This is a genomic window from Acrocarpospora sp. B8E8 (assembly GCF_039871605.1).
Lineage (GTDB): Bacteria > Actinomycetota > Actinomycetes > Streptosporangiales > Streptosporangiaceae > Acrocarpospora > Acrocarpospora macrocephala.
Map to the genome: position 1 here is coordinate 64,896 of NZ_JBDPLV010000006.1, position 16,715 is coordinate 81,610.

13 protein-coding genes and 2 pseudogenes are annotated in these 16,715 nt (G+C 68.0%); 7 read left to right on the forward strand and 8 right to left on the reverse strand.

Going from position 1 to position 16,715, the window contains the following annotated elements; all coding sequences use genetic code 11:
• Positions 1 to 3 precede the first annotated feature (3 nt).
• From ABGB08_RS07765 to ABGB08_RS07775, 3 genes are read right to left on the reverse strand one after another with little or no spacing between them, the layout of a single operon-like run.
• A complete protein-coding gene (locus ABGB08_RS07765; protein ID WP_347587792.1) occupies positions 4 to 1,941 on the reverse strand; it encodes a right-handed parallel beta-helix repeat-containing protein in 1,938 nt (645 codons plus the stop codon).
• Positions 1,938 to 3,911, reverse strand: coding sequence for a right-handed parallel beta-helix repeat-containing protein (locus tag ABGB08_RS07770; protein WP_347587794.1), 1,974 nt, complete (start codon positions 3,909 to 3,911; stop codon positions 1,938 to 1,940). The genes ABGB08_RS07765 and ABGB08_RS07770 overlap by 4 nt, the downstream gene beginning before the upstream one ends.
• A gap of 1 nt (position 3,912) precedes the next feature.
• Positions 3,913 to 5,175 carry a glycosyltransferase family 2 protein gene (locus ABGB08_RS07775; protein ID WP_347587796.1) on the reverse strand — a complete coding sequence of 421 codons (1,263 nt, stop codon included), beginning with the start codon at positions 5,173 to 5,175 and terminating at the stop codon, positions 3,913 to 3,915.
• 486 nt (positions 5,176 to 5,661) lie between these two features.
• Here ABGB08_RS07775 and ABGB08_RS07780 point away from each other — a divergent pair, with 486 nt between their 5' ends.
• Positions 5,662 to 6,564 (forward strand): ADP-ribosylglycohydrolase family protein, encoded by a 903-nt coding sequence (locus tag ABGB08_RS07780; protein WP_347587798.1) that lies wholly within the window; start codon positions 5,662 to 5,664, stop codon positions 6,562 to 6,564.
• 42 nt (positions 6,565 to 6,606) lie between these two features.
• A complete protein-coding gene (locus ABGB08_RS07785; RefSeq protein WP_347587800.1) occupies positions 6,607 to 7,176 on the forward strand; it encodes a DUF4291 domain-containing protein in 570 nt (189 codons plus the stop codon).
• Between the two features lie 204 nt (positions 7,177 to 7,380).
• On the opposite strand, the pseudogene ABGB08_RS07790 reads toward ABGB08_RS07785, so the two are convergent.
• From ABGB08_RS07790 to ABGB08_RS07805, 4 genes and pseudogenes are all read right to left on the reverse strand, one after another.
• Positions 7,381 to 8,046 (reverse strand): annotated as a pseudogene (locus ABGB08_RS07790) (ABC transporter permease); the annotation flags it as partial.
• Between the two features lie 88 nt (positions 8,047 to 8,134).
• Positions 8,135 to 8,242 (reverse strand): annotated as a pseudogene (locus tag ABGB08_RS07795) (ABC transporter ATP-binding protein); the annotation flags it as partial.
• Between the two features lie 125 nt (positions 8,243 to 8,367).
• The gene (locus tag ABGB08_RS07800) at positions 8,368 to 9,150 is read right to left on the reverse strand and encodes a hypothetical protein (RefSeq protein WP_347587802.1); all 783 of its coding nucleotides are present in this window, start codon (positions 9,148 to 9,150) and stop codon (positions 8,368 to 8,370) included.
• A gap of 72 nt (positions 9,151 to 9,222) precedes the next feature.
• Complete coding sequence (locus tag ABGB08_RS07805; RefSeq protein ID WP_347587804.1) at positions 9,223 to 10,077, reverse strand: enoyl-CoA hydratase/isomerase family protein; 855 nt, start codon at positions 10,075 to 10,077, stop codon at positions 9,223 to 9,225.
• Positions 10,078 to 10,200: 123 nt separating this feature from the next.
• Here ABGB08_RS07805 and ABGB08_RS07810 point away from each other — a divergent pair, with 123 nt between their 5' ends.
• The gene (locus ABGB08_RS07810; RefSeq protein WP_347587806.1) at positions 10,201 to 10,827 is read left to right on the forward strand and encodes a TetR/AcrR family transcriptional regulator; all 627 of its coding nucleotides are present in this window, start codon (positions 10,201 to 10,203) and stop codon (positions 10,825 to 10,827) included.
• Positions 10,828 to 11,013: 186 nt separating this feature from the next.
• On the opposite strand, the gene ABGB08_RS07815 is transcribed toward ABGB08_RS07810, so the two are convergent.
• On the reverse strand, positions 11,014 to 12,240 hold the full coding sequence (locus ABGB08_RS07815; RefSeq protein WP_347588084.1) for an IS110 family transposase: 1,227 nt from the start codon (positions 12,238 to 12,240) through the stop codon (positions 11,014 to 11,016).
• Positions 12,241 to 12,502: 262 nt separating this feature from the next.
• Here ABGB08_RS07815 and ABGB08_RS07820 point away from each other — a divergent pair, with 262 nt between their 5' ends.
• From ABGB08_RS07820 to ABGB08_RS07835, 4 genes are all read left to right on the forward strand, one after another.
• Positions 12,503 to 13,036: a hypothetical protein gene (locus ABGB08_RS07820; protein WP_347587808.1), complete on the forward strand. Its 534-nt coding sequence runs from the start codon at positions 12,503 to 12,505 to the stop codon at positions 13,034 to 13,036.
• On the forward strand, positions 13,036 to 13,626 hold the full coding sequence (locus tag ABGB08_RS07825; RefSeq protein WP_347587810.1) for a thiamine pyrophosphate-dependent enzyme: 591 nt from the start codon (positions 13,036 to 13,038) through the stop codon (positions 13,624 to 13,626). Before ABGB08_RS07820 ends, ABGB08_RS07825 begins: the two co-directional genes overlap by 1 nt.
• On the forward strand, positions 13,623 to 14,246 hold the full coding sequence (locus tag ABGB08_RS07830) for an aldehyde dehydrogenase family protein (protein WP_347587812.1): 624 nt from the start codon (positions 13,623 to 13,625) through the stop codon (positions 14,244 to 14,246). Before ABGB08_RS07825 ends, ABGB08_RS07830 begins: the two co-directional genes overlap by 4 nt.
• Before the next feature lie 346 nt (positions 14,247 to 14,592).
• On the forward strand, positions 14,593 to 16,626 hold the full coding sequence (locus tag ABGB08_RS07835) for a M6 family metalloprotease domain-containing protein (RefSeq protein WP_347587814.1): 2,034 nt from the start codon (positions 14,593 to 14,595) through the stop codon (positions 16,624 to 16,626).
• Positions 16,627 to 16,715 lie beyond the last annotated feature (89 nt).

The window sequence follows — 16,715 nt, forward strand, 5'->3', positions numbered from 1 at the left end:
CGCTCAGCTCCTCCCCGCCGGAGTGCGGGCGGCGGCGGTCCTCAGGACCTGCGCCGGCCGCTCCTCCAGCAGTGTCTGCTTCTCGTACGGATGGACGATTCTGCGGCCGACCCGCGGGCCGTCACCGCGCATGGCCCGCAGGGCCGAGATCACGATCAGCGCGATCACCGCGAACCAGATGATGTTCATCGGCTTGGCGATCCGCTTCACCATCGTCCAGAACCCGGCCGTGTCCTGCCAGCCGTCGACGTTGTTGGCCGTGGGGGTCTCGATGCCCTTCGCCCGGCTGGTGTCGATGGCGCTGCGGCCCGCGCCGCCCAGGGTGTTTCCGGTGATCTTGGTGCCGTCGGCGTTGCCCAGCAGGGAGATCGCGTGCAGGGACGCGGACTGGACCGTGTTGCCGGAGATGGTGGCCTCGGCGTCCCTGAGGAAGATCGCGGTCGCGGTGTCGCGGACGATGTTGCCGCTGACCCGGGCCGATCGCACACCGTCGCGGAGCGCGATCCCCTGGATGCGCTGGCCGGTGAGCCGGTTGCCGGAGACCTGCACCCCGGTGGCGTCCTGGCTCACCACGATGCCCATCTCCCCGCCGATCACCTCGCTGGTCTGTACGGCCAGCTTGACCCCGCCCTGGATCTCCACACCGTAGTGCCCGTTGTCCCGGGCCACGCTGCTGGTCACCGAGCTGCCGCCGAAGCTGCGCAGCGACTCCCCGGACGCCGAGGGCCCCCGGGCCAGCGGCAGGCCGCTGATGGTGAAGCCGTTGCCGGCGTTGTGCTCGGCCGTGGATCCGGTGATCGTGACGTTCTGGGTGCCCCGGGACAGCACGAATCCGTCGCCTCGGCTGTTGCTCACGGTGGTGTTCTCGATGGTGGCGTTGCGGGCGAACCGGTGCAGCAGCACGCCGTCGACCAGGCTGCCGCTCACCGTGACGTTGGTGATCCTGGTCTCGTTGGAGGCCGTGATGAAGATCCCGTACGCGTTGCCGGTGATCGTGGTGTCGGTGATGTCGCCGGTGACCAGGTTGGCCTCCGGCAGCTGGAAGGTGGCCTTCCCGCCGCCCGTACCGTTGGTGACCACGATCTCGTTGTCGCCGCCGCCGCTCGGCACAAGCTGGCCGTTGGGCATGAGCACCTTCGGCTGCTGCTCCCCCGAAGCGGTGGGCTTGGGCGTGGGCGAGACCGTGGGGGTGACGGTGCCCGCCGGGACGGTGGGAGGCAGCAGCCGTTTGGCGGTCTGGCTGGGCCGGTCGCTGCCGGTCATGGCCACCCCGCCGGTCGGGCCGCTCCAGAAGCCGAGATGCTCGACCGTCGCGTGGCTCATCTTGAGCTCCCCGCCGACCGCGCGCAGGTAGGCCCGCCCGTCGGCGACCTTGGTGTCCACCGTCCTGGTGTGGGTGTCCCAGCTGCTGAGCCGGACCGGGTTCTGGGCCGAGCCGTTGATGCGGACGCTCGCGCCGAAGCTCACGATCGACACGAAGGTGCCGGGCTCGCTGCGCATCCGGATCACCAGCGGCCCGGTCGCGTTCTGGAGCACCAGTTTGGACCCCGGGCCGAGGAACACGTTGATGCCCAGCACGTATGAATTGTCGTCCTGTTTCTGGAACTCCTCGCCACCCAGCTTCTCCAGGTCCGCCACCCGGTACGGCTCGCGCCGCTGCGGCAGCACCAGCGTCCGGCCGTTGGCCGAACTGGAGATGTGCGGCACCCGGGCGGCCGCGGCGGCCGGACCGCCCCGCGCCATCGCGGAGGACAGCGTGGCCCGAGTCTGCATGATCCGCAAATCCTCCTGGTCGACCAGGGTCGACTGCTGTTGCGCGTCCGCCGCGGACACCTCGTTGACGCCCGGCGTCGGCGGCGGGCGGTCGATGTAGGACAGGTACGCCCAGGTGCCGACCGCGGACAGGGTCAGCGCCATGAGGATGAGGAACAGGCGTTTCACCCTCTGCCCCCAATCGTCGGGGTCGAACCCGCGTGCGCCGGCGGCCGATGCCTGCTCGCACGGCCGGGCATGGGCACGGGCATGGTGTTCTCGGACTGGTCCTGCCCCCGCGCCGCGTGGCGCAGCAGCATGAGCGGCCGCTCCTCCATCGGCTTCTGGAGCTCGTACGGGTCGCGGATCTTGCCGCGCCGCCGCTTCTCCATGATGCCGCGGGACCGGATCGCCGAGACGATGACGAGCAGGAAGACGCACGCCCAGATCACGTTCATGGGTTTGACGTAGCGCTTGGCCTTGATCCAGAACGTCGAGGTGTCCTTCCAGCCGTCCTCGTCGTTGTTGTGCTTGTTCAGCTTGCCGGAGGAGCGCGCGGTGCTGATCGCGCTGGTGCCGGAGCCGATGAGGGTGTTGCGGGTGATCTCGGACCCGTCCGCCTGGCCGACCACGGTGATGCCGTGCGCCTCCGGGTCCGTGATCGTCGTGACCTTGTTTCCGACGACCGTGCCGTCGGAGTCGCGCAGGTAGATGCCGGTGGTCGTGCCCTTGATGGTGTTGCCCGCCACGTGCGCGCCGGTCGCGCCGTCGCGCAGGGCGATCGCCTGGCGGCGCTGGTTGGTCAGCTTGTTGCCGGAGATCTGCACGCCGCTGGCGCCCTCGCGGACCACGATGCCCATGTCGCCGCCGATGACCTCGCTGGTCTGCACGGCCAGCCGGCTGCCGCCGAGCACCTCGATGCCGTAGCGGCCGTTGTCGCGGGCGATGCTGCTGTTGATCGAGCTGTCGCCGTACACGGCCAGCGACTCGCCGCTCGCGGACGGGCCCTGCGCGAGGGCCCGGCCGTTGACGGTGAAGCCGTTGCGGCCGTTGCCCTGGGCCAGGCAGTCGGTGACCCTGACCTTCTCGGTGGCCCGCGACAGCACGAAGCCGTCGCCGCCGCTGCCGATCACGTCGGTGTTCTCGATCGTGGCGTTCTTGGCGAACCGGTGCATGAACACGCCGTGCACCAGGCTGTCGACGATCTTGTTGTCGATGATCTGCGTCTGGTTCGAGCCGGAGACGAACAGCCCGTACGCGTCGCCGGTGATCACGCTGTGCTGGATCGACCCGGACACCAGCTCATCGGCGAGCACGTGGGAGGCGGTGCCGGGGCCGACCGGGATGGTCTCCACGTCGCCGAAGTTGCCGCCGCTCTTGTCGGGGTTGTTGTTGGCGGCCAGGCGTTTGGCCTTGTCCTGGTGGCGCTGCGCCTTGGTCCTGTGCCGGTAGGCGCTGGCCGGCCGCTCGGTGCCGGTGAGCGCGATGCCCCCGGTGCGGCCGCTCCAGAACCCGAGATCCGAGACCTGCGCGTAGGTCATCTCGAACTCGCCGCCGACCGCGCGGATGTAGGCGCGCCCGTCGACTGTGGAACGGTCCGGTTGCTGGGTACGGACATCCCAGCTCGTGATGCGCACCGGATTTTTGGCGGTGCCCTTGATCTCGATGCTGCCGCCGAACGCGATGATCGAGCTGAACGAGCCGGGCAGGCTGCCCATCCGCAGCGTCAGCGGTCCGCGCAGCTGCAGGCGGGCGCCGTCGGCGACGAAGACGTGGATGCCGAGCAGGACCGAGCCGTCCTTCATCTGGCGGACGTACCGGCCCTTTTCGACCGCCGCCAGGTCCCTGAGCGTGTACGGGGCATTGGTGTTGCGCGCGGGCAGCACCAGCGTCCGGCCGTGCGACGAGACGAAGACCTGGGGTTGCTTGCGCTGGGCGGCCTCGATGCCGCCGGTCTGCAGCAGGGCGGTGAGCGCGGCGCGGGCCTGGACCAGCCGCTGGTCCTCCATGTCCACCAGAGCCGCCTGGGCTTCGGCTTCGTCGGCGGTGAACGTGGTGGGCGCCGGGTCGCGGGCGGCGGGAGGCGCGGCGGCGGCGGGAGCCGTACCGAGACCGAAGACCAGCGCCGCGATGAGGGTCAGTGGGGCGAAACGCGCCATCTCAGACCATCCCCTTGAGCGTGGCGGCGCTCTGGCCGGCCCCGCCCACCTGGTCGGCCGTTCGGGTCAGCCAGCCCTGCTTGTTCATCGTCAGGAACGCCCACAGTTTGATCGGCAGGGCGATCATGATAACCACCAGGCAGAGCAGCGGCAGCAGCAGGATCTCCGCGGGGTGGCGGCGCAGGTGCGACCAGCCGCGTACGCCCCGGCCCAGCAGCAGCCAGCCGACGGCCAGCCCGATGCCCCACGGGGTGAGCTCCAGCCTGCTGAAGAACAGGTAGGCGAGCGTGACGCCCATGGTCACCGGGGTGAGCAGGATCTGCAGCACGGTGACCTTGGTGACCAGCGGGGTCTTCCACAGCCACCCCTTCCACAGCGCCGTCAGGTAGCAGCGGTAGGAGTTGCGGCTCCACCGGACGCGCTGCTTGACGAAGGCGCGGAAGGAGTCGGGGAACATCGAGATGGCCCGGGCCGAGGACTGGTGCACGGTCTTGTATCCGGAGGCGAGGACCAGCCAGGTCAGGCGGCCGTCGTCGCCGGCGATGCACCGGCGGCCGAGGAAGAACTCGTTCTCCAGGTTGTGGACCACCGGGAGGATGGCCGCGCGCCGGTAGGCGGCGGTCCGGCCGGACAGGCAGGCCACCCCGCCCCGGCTGCCCATCGCGGGCACGTAGTCGTAGTAGCGCAGGTTGACCAGCCAGTCGGCGATGCGCCGCCAGATGCTGCTGGTCCGCTGGTAGACGTTCTGCTGGGTGCCGACGCCGCCGACCGAGGGGTCCTCGAACGGCATCTGGACGGCGGCCAGCAGGCCCGGCTGCCACCAGGTGTCGGAGTCGGCGAAGACCACGACCTCGCCGCGGGCCGCCCGGATGCCCACGCCCAGCGCGGAGCGTTTGCCGGCGTGCTCGTAGATGAGGACCTTGAGCCGGGGGTCCACCACCTCGTGCAGTTTCGTGTGGCATTCGGTGTCGCCGACGTCCACCACGATGATCACTTCGTACGGGTCCTGGTCCAGCCAGCTGGCCAGGCAGCGGACCAGGATCTCGGCGTCCTCCCGGTAGGACGGGACGACGACGGAGACCGTGGTCCGGTAGCTGTTCACGACCGGCTTGGCCAGCCGGGACAGCACCACCCGGTAGAGCCACAGCCCCCAGACGAGGAGGCCGGCCAGTCCTAGGGGGATCAGGTCGCGCCAGGTCCCGTTGGCACTGGAGCGAACGAACCATTCGTAGGCAGCATCAAACCAGTTTGCATCGGACGCCACGTGATCCTCCTGGGCGATTTGCCCCCACATGCCCAGTTTGACCTGGGCAAACTAGCCCTTCTCAGACAAGGGGAGAACCTACGGGTTGGCGCACCGCAAAATGGCGGGAACGGTGCAATTGTTATAAGCCTGAAGAAATTTGCACCGGGGGCAGGTGAGACCGATGAGGCGACCGATATGGATCATCGTGGATTTGGGCGAACGTGCGTTACGGGAGATTTAGTAAGAAACCTTTTTTATGACAAGGGATCTTTACTCCGAGAATGGGATCATGGTCAAAGTTGCCCGCCATCCTCCTGCTGGCTCATGTTTTGCGACGGCCCGAGCATGAGAACCTTATTCGGATCACCGGCTTGGGATGGTAACTATTCCGACTCAATGATTTAGCAGGAAATTTCACGACATGGTGTCGGCTGGACTCGCGCGGATGCTATGGCCTAATCGCGAAGGACCCGATTGAGAAGATCGGTGCCACAATGGGGGGCGATGCTGACCGAATCCCGATTGCGCGCGACCGCCTCCCTGCACGGCCTGGCCCTCGGCGACGCGCTCGGCTCCCAGTTCTTCGTCCCCGCCAACCGCCAAGCCCTCACCGACCGCTCCCTGCCCCCCGGACCCTGGCAGTGGACCGACGACACCGAGATGGCCTGCTCCATCCACCGCGTCCTCACCGAGCACGGCACCATCGACCAGGACGAACTCGCCGCGAGCTTCGCCGCGCGCCACGATTTCGACCGCGGGTACGGCCCCGCCACCAACCGCATGCTGCGCCTGGTCCGCGAAGGCGGCGACTGGCGAACCCTGGCCACCGGCCTGTTCGACGGCAGCGGCTCGTGGGGCAACGGCGCCGCCATGCGGGTGGCACCGCTCGGCGCGTGGTTCGCCGGCGACCCGGCCCGAGCCGTACGGGAGGCGAAGGCGTCGGCCCAGGTCACCCACACCCACCCGGAAGCCGTCGCGGGCGCCGTCGCCATCGCCGTGGCCGCCGCCACCGCCGCGGCCCAAGCCGACCTCACCCCCGGCCGCTTCCTCGACCAGGTCCTCCACCACACCCCACCCAGCCAGGTCCGCGACGGAATCACCGAAGCCCGCCGCCTGCTCCCCCTCACCGACCCCGTCCTGGCCGCCCGCACCCTGGGCAACGGCCGCGCCGTCTCCGCCCAGGACACCGTCCCCTTCACCCTGTGGTCCGCCGCCCGCCACCTCGACAACTACGAACAGGCCTTCTGGACCACCGCCACCGCCGGCGGCGACATCGACACCACTTGCGCCATCGTCGGCGGCATCATCGCCACCCGCTCCCCCCTCCCACCCCATTGGCCGTCCTCCCGCGAACCCCTGCCCGCCTGGGCCAACGTCGCAGCCCGGCCGTCCTCAAGCGATGATTAATCTGGTTGCCGGTCGCGAGCCCGGGTCGTCACGCTGGGGCGCATGAACATGCCCTATCGGCAGATCCGGGCCGTCTACACCGAGGAGGCGGTCACGGTCTACCAGGCCTATGACCCGGCCATCGCCACTCCGGCGCTCGCCGCCCAGCGATTCGTCGCGCCGTTCAAACGCGAGCGGATGACCTGGATCAAACCCTCGTTTCTGTGGATGATGTACCGCTGCGGGTACGCCACCAAGCCCGGTCAGACCCGGGTTCTGGCCATCGAGTTGTCCCGCGACGCCTTCGAATGGGCGCTCGCGCACTCCTGCCTCAGCCACGGCGCGCAGCACAAGCGGGACTATCCCGTACGCGTCCAGTGGGATCCCGAGCGTGACGCGCACCTGCACGCCCTGCCGTACCGATCCGTCCAGATCGGGCTGTCCGGCCAGGCCGTCGACCGCTACCTCGACGGCACGCTGACGATCACCGACGTCACCCAGCGAGCGCACGACATCCACCAGGCACTCCGCGACCGCTCGGACGTCACCCCGCTCCTTCCGGTCGAGTATCCCTATCCGCTCTCCGACGACCTGAAGACGGTAATCGGCGCCACGATGGCGTCCGAGGCATGATGCTGATCGTGCAGCGGATCGTGATCCGGTGGACCAAGCAGGGCCGTGGCGCGGAGGAAGCGGCCAAGCGGCGGGGAGTGCCCACCGCCTGCTCGCTCCCACCGCCGCCGGATGCCCAGCTGACCTGCCATAACATCCTCGCGGACCAGCGAACCGGCTACGAGCCGGTCGGCGTTCTCGACGGCTTAAATCTTCCCGCCCAGCTCAACGGCCTGCGTTTCGAACAGGCCGGACCGGACATGCGTGTGATGCGCGCACCGGTTTGGGCCTCCTACCCGACCAACCGCCACCCCGGCCAGGTCTTTCTCCTCCCTCCAGGCTCGCGGGCTCGTTATCAGGGACGAGGAGAAGGGCACCGACGAGTACGGCGAGGCTGCCCGTGGTGGACCGGGTCATCGTGCCGACGGCTACCCCGATGAGGGCGATGATCGTCAGATAGAGGAGTGCTCCAACGAGCGCTCTCACGATGCCCGGGTCGGTGATCGAAGCGGCGGGGAGCCCGGCGCGGCTGAGCACGAGCTGCACCAGGGTGAAGCTGGCGAGCGTCGTGACGAGGCCGATGACGAAAGCGATCGCGGCCACGACGGCGGCCTTCGCCGTGAGGAGGCGGGATCGTGACGGGATGGTGGCGAGGCTTGTGCCGATCATGCCGGTGTCGTACTCACGCGTGATGCTGAGTGCGCCCAGCATGCCGACAACGACTTGCGCGAGGAGGACGCCCTTCAGACTGGTCGCGGTCGGATCCCACCCGGCGGGCAGGTCGGACGGCGACGCGCCGAACAGGCCGGACGCTCCAACCGCGCCGAGGGCGACGCCTGCCACGATGGTGCCCAGTGCTGCGATCCAGGTGCTCCGGACGCTGCGGAGTTTGGTCCATTCGCTCGCTCAGTCTCTGGATCGTGCCGGTATCAGCTTCGAAGAGGCGCCGTACTCAACCCTCCTCATCACAGGGGCTGACACCTCTGGGCCCGAGGAACCCGGTGATGACGCCCGGCTCGGCTGTGAAGGACAGATCGTCTACGACGGTCTTTGCTCCATATCGTTTCGTCAGTCCTCGTGCTCGAATGCCGACGGCGTCTACGGCGTTGGGCTTGGCTTGCGTGAGCGGCACGTGTGCTCCCTTCCTCACAAGTACACTAGTCGGTGTGGTTTTTGGAAAACTTAGAGCGTGCTGAGAACAGGGCGCCACGGTCAGGGCTGGGACGGAACGCCGATCGCGTCAGTCCACGCGAGGATCGCTTCGGCGTAGCCCGTGAAGTTGCTGCGCTGGATGACGCCGGACGCGTCGATGTGACGCGACTCGGAGAGTCCGAACTGGCGCAGCAGGTCCAGGACGAGTGGTCGCGCCGCACGCGCGAGGTCGGGCGACAGGCACGTCGCGAGGTCGACGGTGTGTCGACGGGGCTCGACGTCGGCGATCCGGTGGGTGCCCGCGGGAGCGTAGGTCTGGGTGTTGTGGTTCCATACCTCGATCGGCGCTGTGCGGTCGGCGGCGGTCGGCGAGGTGAGGGTCAGTTCGACTGCGGCGTCGCCGAGGACTGTGGCGTGATCGGCGTAGGCCGCGGTGAGGCGCAGGAGCGCGATGGTGATCCATGCGACGGCACCCTCGCCGACCGCCCAGACCGGCGTGCCGTCGGCGGGGCTGTCGCGGAGCGTCCCCACCTGGAGCGCGCCGAGCGCGGATCCGTCCGCGTTGAGCTGGCAGTAGTAGCCCTTCACCGGCTGGCCCGGCGGACGTTGAGGCGCGAAGGTGAGGCTGTCGGCACGGGTCTCCGGCTGATCGGATCCGGTGATGATCGGTGCCGGCCACACCGCGACCTGCTGTCGCATCCATCGTCGCAGTTCGTCGCCGCTCGCCGCGCCGAACTCGACCGATGCCGGGCGGACCGGCACCGCGCTCACCACGAGCCACGGCGACTCGGCGCTCAGCCGCGTGGTCGCGTTCGTGACGAGCCGCTCATGCCGATCAATCATCGTTCGTACACCGCTTTCCTCGTGCCTTCGTGGCAAAGCCGACAGGTCGGCCCGGTCCGAGCCGAGTCGAGGTCAGAACAGCTTGCGCGCCTCGGAGTCGGCGAGCAGCTCCGGGTTGGGCACCCGCGACTTGCTGGCGACGTTGGCGAGCATCTGATGCGCCATGTGGAAGCCGAAGTCCTCGGTCACCGCCTTCTTCCAGTGCCGTGACAGGATGTTGTGGGCGGCCCACCGCGTGTAGCGCGGCCGCTTCATGATGAAACGCGCGAGTTCCCAGGCGCGATCGAGCAGCTGCTCGCGAGGGAGCACGTCGCTGACGATTCCCCATTCGAGGGCCTTGCCGGCCGGGATCGACTTGGCCGCGTAGATGTAGTATGCGGCGCGCTTGGGGCCCATCAGCGCTTCGAGCGCCATGCCCTGGCCGTCTCCGGGAGGAGAGCCCAGCCAGAAGTGCGGGTCCATGAAGTCGGCGTCGGGCGCGGCGAACGTGACGTCGCTCATCATCGCGAACTCGGTGTGCACGCCCGGGCCGTTGACGGCCGCGATCGTCGGGATGTCGATGTTGTTGGCGAAGCTCTCGATCAGCTTCCAGCCGTTGGTCATCCGCTGGTAGATGTGGTCCGGATCCAGATCGGAGGCGGGTTTGGGGTTGAGCCCCTTCGGGTTGCCGGTCATCCACTTGTCGCCGGTGCCCGTGATGATCAGCACGTGGTTCTCGGGATCGTTGCCGATCTCCTGCCACACCCGCGTCCACACGTTGTGCGCGGCGTGGGTGTGGGCATACGGCCCGTCGTTCGTGTGCAGGCGGACTTCGATGATGCCGTCCTCGCGCCGCATCCGGAAGAAGTCCGAATACCTGGCCGAGTACTCCTCGAACGTGGGCGGGGCAAGGTAACCCTCCCAGTGATCAGCCGGATTGAACGCCATGCGACTACCTCCATGTAGTGGGCTGCCGCCGCTCGATCTGTCGAGGCTCGGACGGTTCCAGGGCGGACTCACCATAAGTACACTAATCAGTGTGGTTTTAGGAATCTAGCGTATGCTGAGCGCATGTCGAGGGCTATCGCGGCGGTTCAGACTCCTGGGCGCCGGCTGCGGTCCGAGGGCAAGAGGGCCGCGATCTTGGATGCGGCCGAGGCGCTGTTCATCACCGAGGGCTACGAGCGGGCGAGCGTCGACGCCATCGCGGCCCGAGCGCAGGTCTCGAAGCGCACCGTCTACGACCACTTCGGGGAGAAAGGGACGATCTTCCTGCGGGTGCTCGAGCGCGTGAACGACGCGCTGGTCAGCGCCGTTCGTGCCGCGATCGACCAGGAGCTCACGCCGGGCCGTGACCTGAGCGACGCGTTGACGGCGTTCGGGCGACGAGTGGTCACGCAGACCTTTCCGTCATCCGACTACGTGACCTTCCGGCGGCTGACCTCGCAGCAGCGGTCGGTACCTCAGCTGGCCGAGACCGCGCGCGACCGCCCCGAGCGGATGCTGGAGGAACGCTTCGCCGTACTGGCCGCGGACGGCGAGATCCGGGCCGCGGACCCCCGCCTCGCCGCGCGGCACTTCACCGCTCTGACGATCGGCCTCGCGCTGGACGCGCTGGAGGGCGCCGGGGCGGAGGAGCCGGAGATCCTGGCGATCATCGCCGACGGAGTCGACGCGTTCCTGCGCGCCTATCGCTGACCTCGCCCGTCTCGTCTCAGGAGTGCCGAGCGGGGCTCGTCAAGACGTCGGACACGAGAGGCACGGACCTCCCGTCCGCATCGAGGCCCCGCGACGAACGTGGACGCCCGGACTCCCGGCAGTCTGCGGATCCACTCTTCTGCGTTCCTCAAGTCCGGCTCGTTAGACATCCCAGGAGCTTAAGTGTCAAGCTGTGAGCGGTTCGGCGTGATGCGACCAAGCGGTTGTTTCGTCGTAGGGTGTGCCGTTTTTGAGACAGCCGTGCAGGATACCGACGAGCCGGTTGGCGAGTTGGCGCAGCGCGGTGTAATGGCTCACCTCACTGGCTCGTTGCTTGTCGTAGTAAGCGCGAGCACCGGGCGAGGCGTTGAGCGCGGCGAAGGCCTGGACGACCAGGGCGTCAACGAGCCTGTCGTTGTGAACGAACCGGGCCAGCACGACCTTCTTCTTGCCGGAGGCTCGGGTGATCGGGCTGGTGCCGGCATAGTTCTTACGCGCCTTGGCATTGACGTACCGCTTCGGGTCGTCGCCGAACTCGGCCAGCACCCGGGCGCCAAGGATCGAACCCAGTCCCGGCTGGGACTGGATGATCTTAGCGGCCGGGTGCTCGCCAAAATGCGCCTCGACCTGGCCTTCCAGGGTCTTGATCTGCTCATTCAGAACGGTCAGGACGGCCGCGCTCGCTTGCACGGTGGCCGCGTAGGCGCTGGCCACCACCTCAGGCTGGCCCAGATGCCCGGCCCGCAGTGCCGCCTGGATCTTGGCCGCCTTGTCCGCGATGCCGCGGCGGCGGGCCCGCTTCAGCGCCGCGCTGATCTGGCTGATCGTCAGCCTCGCGGCCGAGGCCGGTTCGGGGGCTCTGGTCAGCAGTTCCAGGGTGTCGGCGGCGGTCAGGTCGTCAAAGGCCTCCAGCGCGGCGGGGAAGTAGTCGCGCAGCGCGTGCCGCAGCCGTTGCATGTGACGGGTGCGTTCCCAGATCAGCGTCTTGTGCGCCCGGGCAACCACCTTGATCGCCGCGGCCAGGGCGCTGTCCCCGGCCACCGCCCGCAACTGGTGAGAGTCGGTCCGGACCATGTCGGCCAGCACGTGGGCGTCGCCCGCGTCGCTCTTGGCCCCCGACACCGAATGACGCTTACGGTACTCGCTGGCCTGCAGCGGGTTGACCGCGAACACCCGATACCCGGCGGCGATCAATGCCTGCACCCACGGGCCCCGGTCGGTCTCGATCCCGATCAGCACCTGCTCGGCCTGCTCGTCCGCGGCCTCGCCGAGCTGTTCGGCGATCATCGCGTGCAGCCGGGTCATGCCCGCCACCCCCTCCGGCAGCCGGGCTTTGGCCAGCCGCTTGCCCGAGGCGTCCATCACCTCCACGTCGTGATGGTCTTCGGCCCAGTCGTCCCCGACGAACAGCAACTCTTCTCCCACCTTCGATACCGAGCTCCTCCGGCAGCCGGTCGGGAGAACCATCAACGACCTAATGAATCAGTGCTACGCCATGGCGGCGGGCACGACATCCCATCAGCGATCAACTCACCCAGTTACCGGCAGGGGCACGGTCTTTCATCAGGACTCAGGTCCAGGAACACAGAGTGCTCACCTGCCAGTGGCTACCAATCCGAAGTCTGCCCGATGACCTTGGGCAGATCCGTTAACTCTCATTAGGAATCACCCAGAAATGACATACGCAGAGGCCGTCGCCGACGGCATCTGGGCAGCGGGCGCCGCGCGGGTCGGGTACATCCCCTCCGTGACCGTGGCGCCGATCATCAACGCGCTGGTCGCGTCCGACGGTGGGGCGAACGGCGTCTCCCCCCGCGTCACCCCGCTCTCTCGCGAGGAAGAGGCCATCGGCGTGATGGGGGCGGTCGCGTTCACCGGCAAGCTCGGCGCGGTCGTCATGCAGGACAACGGCTTCGGCAACGCGCTCACCGCGCTGACGACGTTCACGCTGTCCTACCATCTGCCGCTGCTCATCTTCGCGAACACCCGGGGAAGCCTCGGCGAGTACAACTCGATGATCCACTCCATCAGCCAGCCGGTGCCGGCCATCCTGCGCGCGGTCGGACTCCCCGTCATCGAACTGGACCGCAGGAGCGGCGCCGACGACTGGCGCGACACCGTCCAGGAGGCGGGCGTGCACGCCGTCATGACATACCGGACCGTGGTCGTCCTCGGGTCCTTCTGGAACACCGACGGAAAGGTCGCCTGATGAAGCGGATCGAAGCACTCGACGTACTCGCGGACCTGACGAGCCGGCATCCCGTCGTCGTGACCTGCGCGGCGACGAGCCGCGGGCTGGCGTCGGTGAAGGACAGCGACAACCACCTCTACATGCTGGACGCGATGGGGCTCGTCGGATCGGTGGCGACCGGGCTGGCGCTCAGCGTGGACCCCTCCGCGCCGAAGGTCGTCGGCATCGAGGGGGACGGTTCGCTCCTCATGAACCCGAACGTCCTCCCCACGGGTGGCTACCTCGCCCCCGGCAACCTGCTCCTCGTCCTGCTCGACAACGGGGTGTACGGATCGACCGGGGCGCTTCCGACTTACTCCTCGAAGATCGACCTCGAAGCATTGGCGGCCGCCGCGGGATGGACCACCCGCGCCACGGACACCGTCGATGGGCTGAGAGCCGCCTTCGGGGAACTGCTCACGGTGCGGGGGCCGGCGTTCCTGTACGCCCGCATCGAGGAAGGCAACGCCCAAGGCATCGAGAAGCTGCTGATCGACCCGGTCTCGATCACGGGCCGGTTCACTCGATGGCTCCGGGAGGTCCATGCCGTCGCGGAGGTCGCAGCGTGACGCGCGCCGGTATCGTCACGATCAATCCCGCGTCGGGCGATGAGCTGGGCTTCTACCCGTACACGACGCCCCAGGACATCGACCGGGTGCTCCAGGTAGCCGTGGCTTCGCGCTGGGGGCGGTCACGCGTGGAGGACCGCGTCGCGGCGATCGGCCGGCTCGGTGAGGTCCTGGCGGAGCGTCGAGAGCCGCTCGCCACGCTCATCACGCTCGAGATGGGGAAGCCGATCGGGCAAGCGCGAGCCGAGATCGACAAGTGCGTCAGCGCCTGCCGCTACTACGCCGAGGAGCTTCCCGGGATCCTGCGGCTCACGACCGGTACGGACGACGACGAGCTCATCGCCATCGCGAACTCCTCCCGCTACGGGCTGAGCAGCAGCCTGTGGAGCACCGACAGCGATCACGCCGCATCCGTGAGCGCCAGGATCCACGCCGGAGCCGTCTTCATCAACACGATCTCCGCGACCGATCCCCGCCTTCCCACCGGCGGCATCAAGGCCAGCGGCTACGGCCGCGAGCTCGGCAAGTGGGGGGTCTACGAACTGGCCAACCTCCAGGCACTGCGAATCCGCACGACGCATCACCAGACGAGGAGGAGCGAAGGTCCATGCGTGAAGTGAGCGATGCGTCGGATCACCCACCGGATCAGGTCGGCGTTGTGCTCTCAGGCTGAGGTCCGGTCGGTCAGGCCGTGGTGTTCGGCTGCCCGGACGCGGGCGACATCATCGTGAGCGACGGACGCTCGAGCCCGCTTGGGGCGGCGCTCGCACTGGTCAAGGACACCATCGAGGTCACGGCTCCCCGCTCCGGCTTCTTCTGATGCCGGCGCACCCAAAACTGTTTCGACACTCCTAACAAAGTGTCAATTGATCTCTAAATATGGTCTATATAACGTGACATAGTATGAGACGCCCCCTCAGGTTGCTCCTGGCGACCGTGGCACTGTTGCCCCTCTCGTTACTTTCGGTGACCCCTGTTTCCGCTGAGCCCGCGCCCGACCCCGAGTTCCCCTGGCGCTACGACCACTGGCCGCAAACCCAGCCGTGGCAGCAGGACGAGCCCGGCGCGGCCCAGCTCCGCTCCCTGGGCGGTCAGCAGGGGCACCCGGCCCCGATCGACCCGCAGAACTGGAAGAACCCGGACCACATGACGTGGGCCGACTACAAGAAGGTGCCGGGCACCAACTGGGCCGACCCCGCGGTGCCGGGCTCGACTCGCACCTTCAAGGGCGCCCTGGTCCTGCTGGACTACCCCAACCAGCCCTTCGTCGTCACCCAGCCCAAGGGCTCGACCGTATTCAAGAACCCCACCGCGGAAGCCCACGACATCCCCCGCGACCAGGTCGCCAAGTTCTACCAGGACTTCCTCAACACCCCGAACGACCTCAACCGCGGTCACACCATCCACGAATACTGGATGGAGGACTCCGGCGGCCGGTACGGCGTGAACCTCACCGGTTTCGGCCCTTACACAATGCCGGGCAAGGACCACGAGTACGCGCTGGAGTACCAGCGGAACTCCTGCCCGGCCGGGGACACCTGCAACAAGAACCTGCGCGCCGACGGCAACGCGGCCTGGCTGGCGGCGGTCGGCCCGGAGACCGTGGCCCAGTACGACTTCGTCTTCTTCGTCAGCGCCGGCCAGGACGAGTCGTCCACCTGGCAGGAGTTCGGCATGATGAAGTTCCCGACCAAGGAAGACGTCACCGACGAGTTCGGCCCCGACGACCCGGCCCTGCCGAACTGGTCGCCCACCCGCTACGTGGAGTGGACGTCCTGGCAGGCGGGTTCGACCTTCTGGCCCAACGCCCGCTTCGGCGTCGACTCGGTCCAGGCGGAGAGCTCCGGCATGGGCGTGTACGCCCACGAGTTCAGCCACATTATGGGCATCGCCGACAACTACAACAACCCGTACGCGATTCCGGCCCGAAGGGCGTACACCGGGATCTGGGAGATGCTCAGCCGGGGCAGTTTCAACGGCCCGGGCGGCCCGCACAGTCGCTGGCTGATCCCGCCCACCGGGGGCGGCTCGATGGGCGCCCAGCACATGCTGCGCAACAAGATCAAGCTGAACATGGTCGACGAGGCGAACGTGCTGCGGCTGAACCGGGACGCGCTGGACGAGTCCGGGCTCGTGGTGGCGGAGGTGACGGCTCGGGCCGTACAGCCGGGACCGAACGGGCTGATGGGCGTCAACATCGCGATGGGCGCGGACCTGAGCCCCGCCTGTTCGACCAGCACCGACCCGCTCTGTGACGGCGGACGCTACAACAACTACACGGTCGAGGTCGTGGACCGGATGGGCGCGGACTCGTTCACGCCTGACTCCGGAGTGCTGCTGGCCAAGACCAAGGACCAGGACCAGGCCCCGTTCGAGTGGGTCATCGACGCCAACCCGCAGGACATCGGCATGACCGACTACGTCCTGCCCGATCGCACCGAGGTCCCGATCACGATCGGCGACTACCGGCAGCTGTCGGACGCGCTGTTCCACGCCGGCGCCGACTCCGGCAGCGAGTTCGAGTTCACCGACGAGGCCAACCGCCTGCACTTCTACGTCCTGGACGTGAAGCGCTCCAGCAAGGGCGTGCTCTCCTACCGGGTGGCGATCCGCTCGCTGGACGGCTCAGGACCGCAGAAGCGCGGCGTCCAGGTGCTGCCCAGCATCGGCATCACCGCTGGCGACAGCATCGCCACCTGCAAGTTCCCGGTGCTCAACACCGGCAAGAAGGCCGCCACCACCGCCCAGCACCCCGAGGACGTGTCCGCCTACCTCAACAATGACGTCTACCGCCTCACCGCCGAGGTGGAAGGCCGCGGCTGGACGATCTCCCTGCCCAACCAGCTCGCCACCGCCGAGTTCGGCAAGAAGGTCACCGTGCCCGTGCACGTCCTGCGGGCCAAGGGCGGCGCCCTGCTCGCCAAGGTCAACCTGACGGCCACCTCGGAGAGCGACCCCACCAAGAAGTCCAAGTCCACCTGCCTCGCCGTAGGCCGCTAAACCCTTTTGAGGGGTACGGCAACCGCCGTACCCCTCATGACATCTGACCAGGGCCCTAGGGAACTTCCCGGCACAGTCCCCGAGGCCAT

Bases quoted from the DNA above. Each gene is read 5' to 3' on its own strand.
- ABGB08_RS07770 (WP_347587794.1), bottom strand. From the start codon at position 3,911: ATGGCGCGTTTCGCCCCACTGACCCTCATCGCGGCGCTGGTCTTCGGT.
- ABGB08_RS07780 (WP_347587798.1), top strand. From the start codon at position 5,662: ATGCTGACCGAATCCCGATTGCGCGCGACCGCCTCCCTGCACGGCCTG.
- ABGB08_RS07785 (WP_347587800.1), top strand. From the start codon at position 6,607: ATGAACATGCCCTATCGGCAGATCCGGGCCGTCTACACCGAGGAGGCG.
- ABGB08_RS07800 (WP_347587802.1), bottom strand. From the start codon at position 9,150: ATGATTGATCGGCATGAGCGGCTCGTCACGAACGCGACCACGCGGCTG.
- ABGB08_RS07805 (WP_347587804.1), bottom strand. From the start codon at position 10,077: ATGGCGTTCAATCCGGCTGATCACTGGGAGGGTTACCTTGCCCCGCCC.
- ABGB08_RS07810 (WP_347587806.1), top strand. From the start codon at position 10,201: ATGTCGAGGGCTATCGCGGCGGTTCAGACTCCTGGGCGCCGGCTGCGG.
- ABGB08_RS07820 (WP_347587808.1), top strand. From the start codon at position 12,503: ATGACATACGCAGAGGCCGTCGCCGACGGCATCTGGGCAGCGGGCGCC.
- ABGB08_RS07825 (WP_347587810.1), top strand. From the start codon at position 13,036: ATGAAGCGGATCGAAGCACTCGACGTACTCGCGGACCTGACGAGCCGG.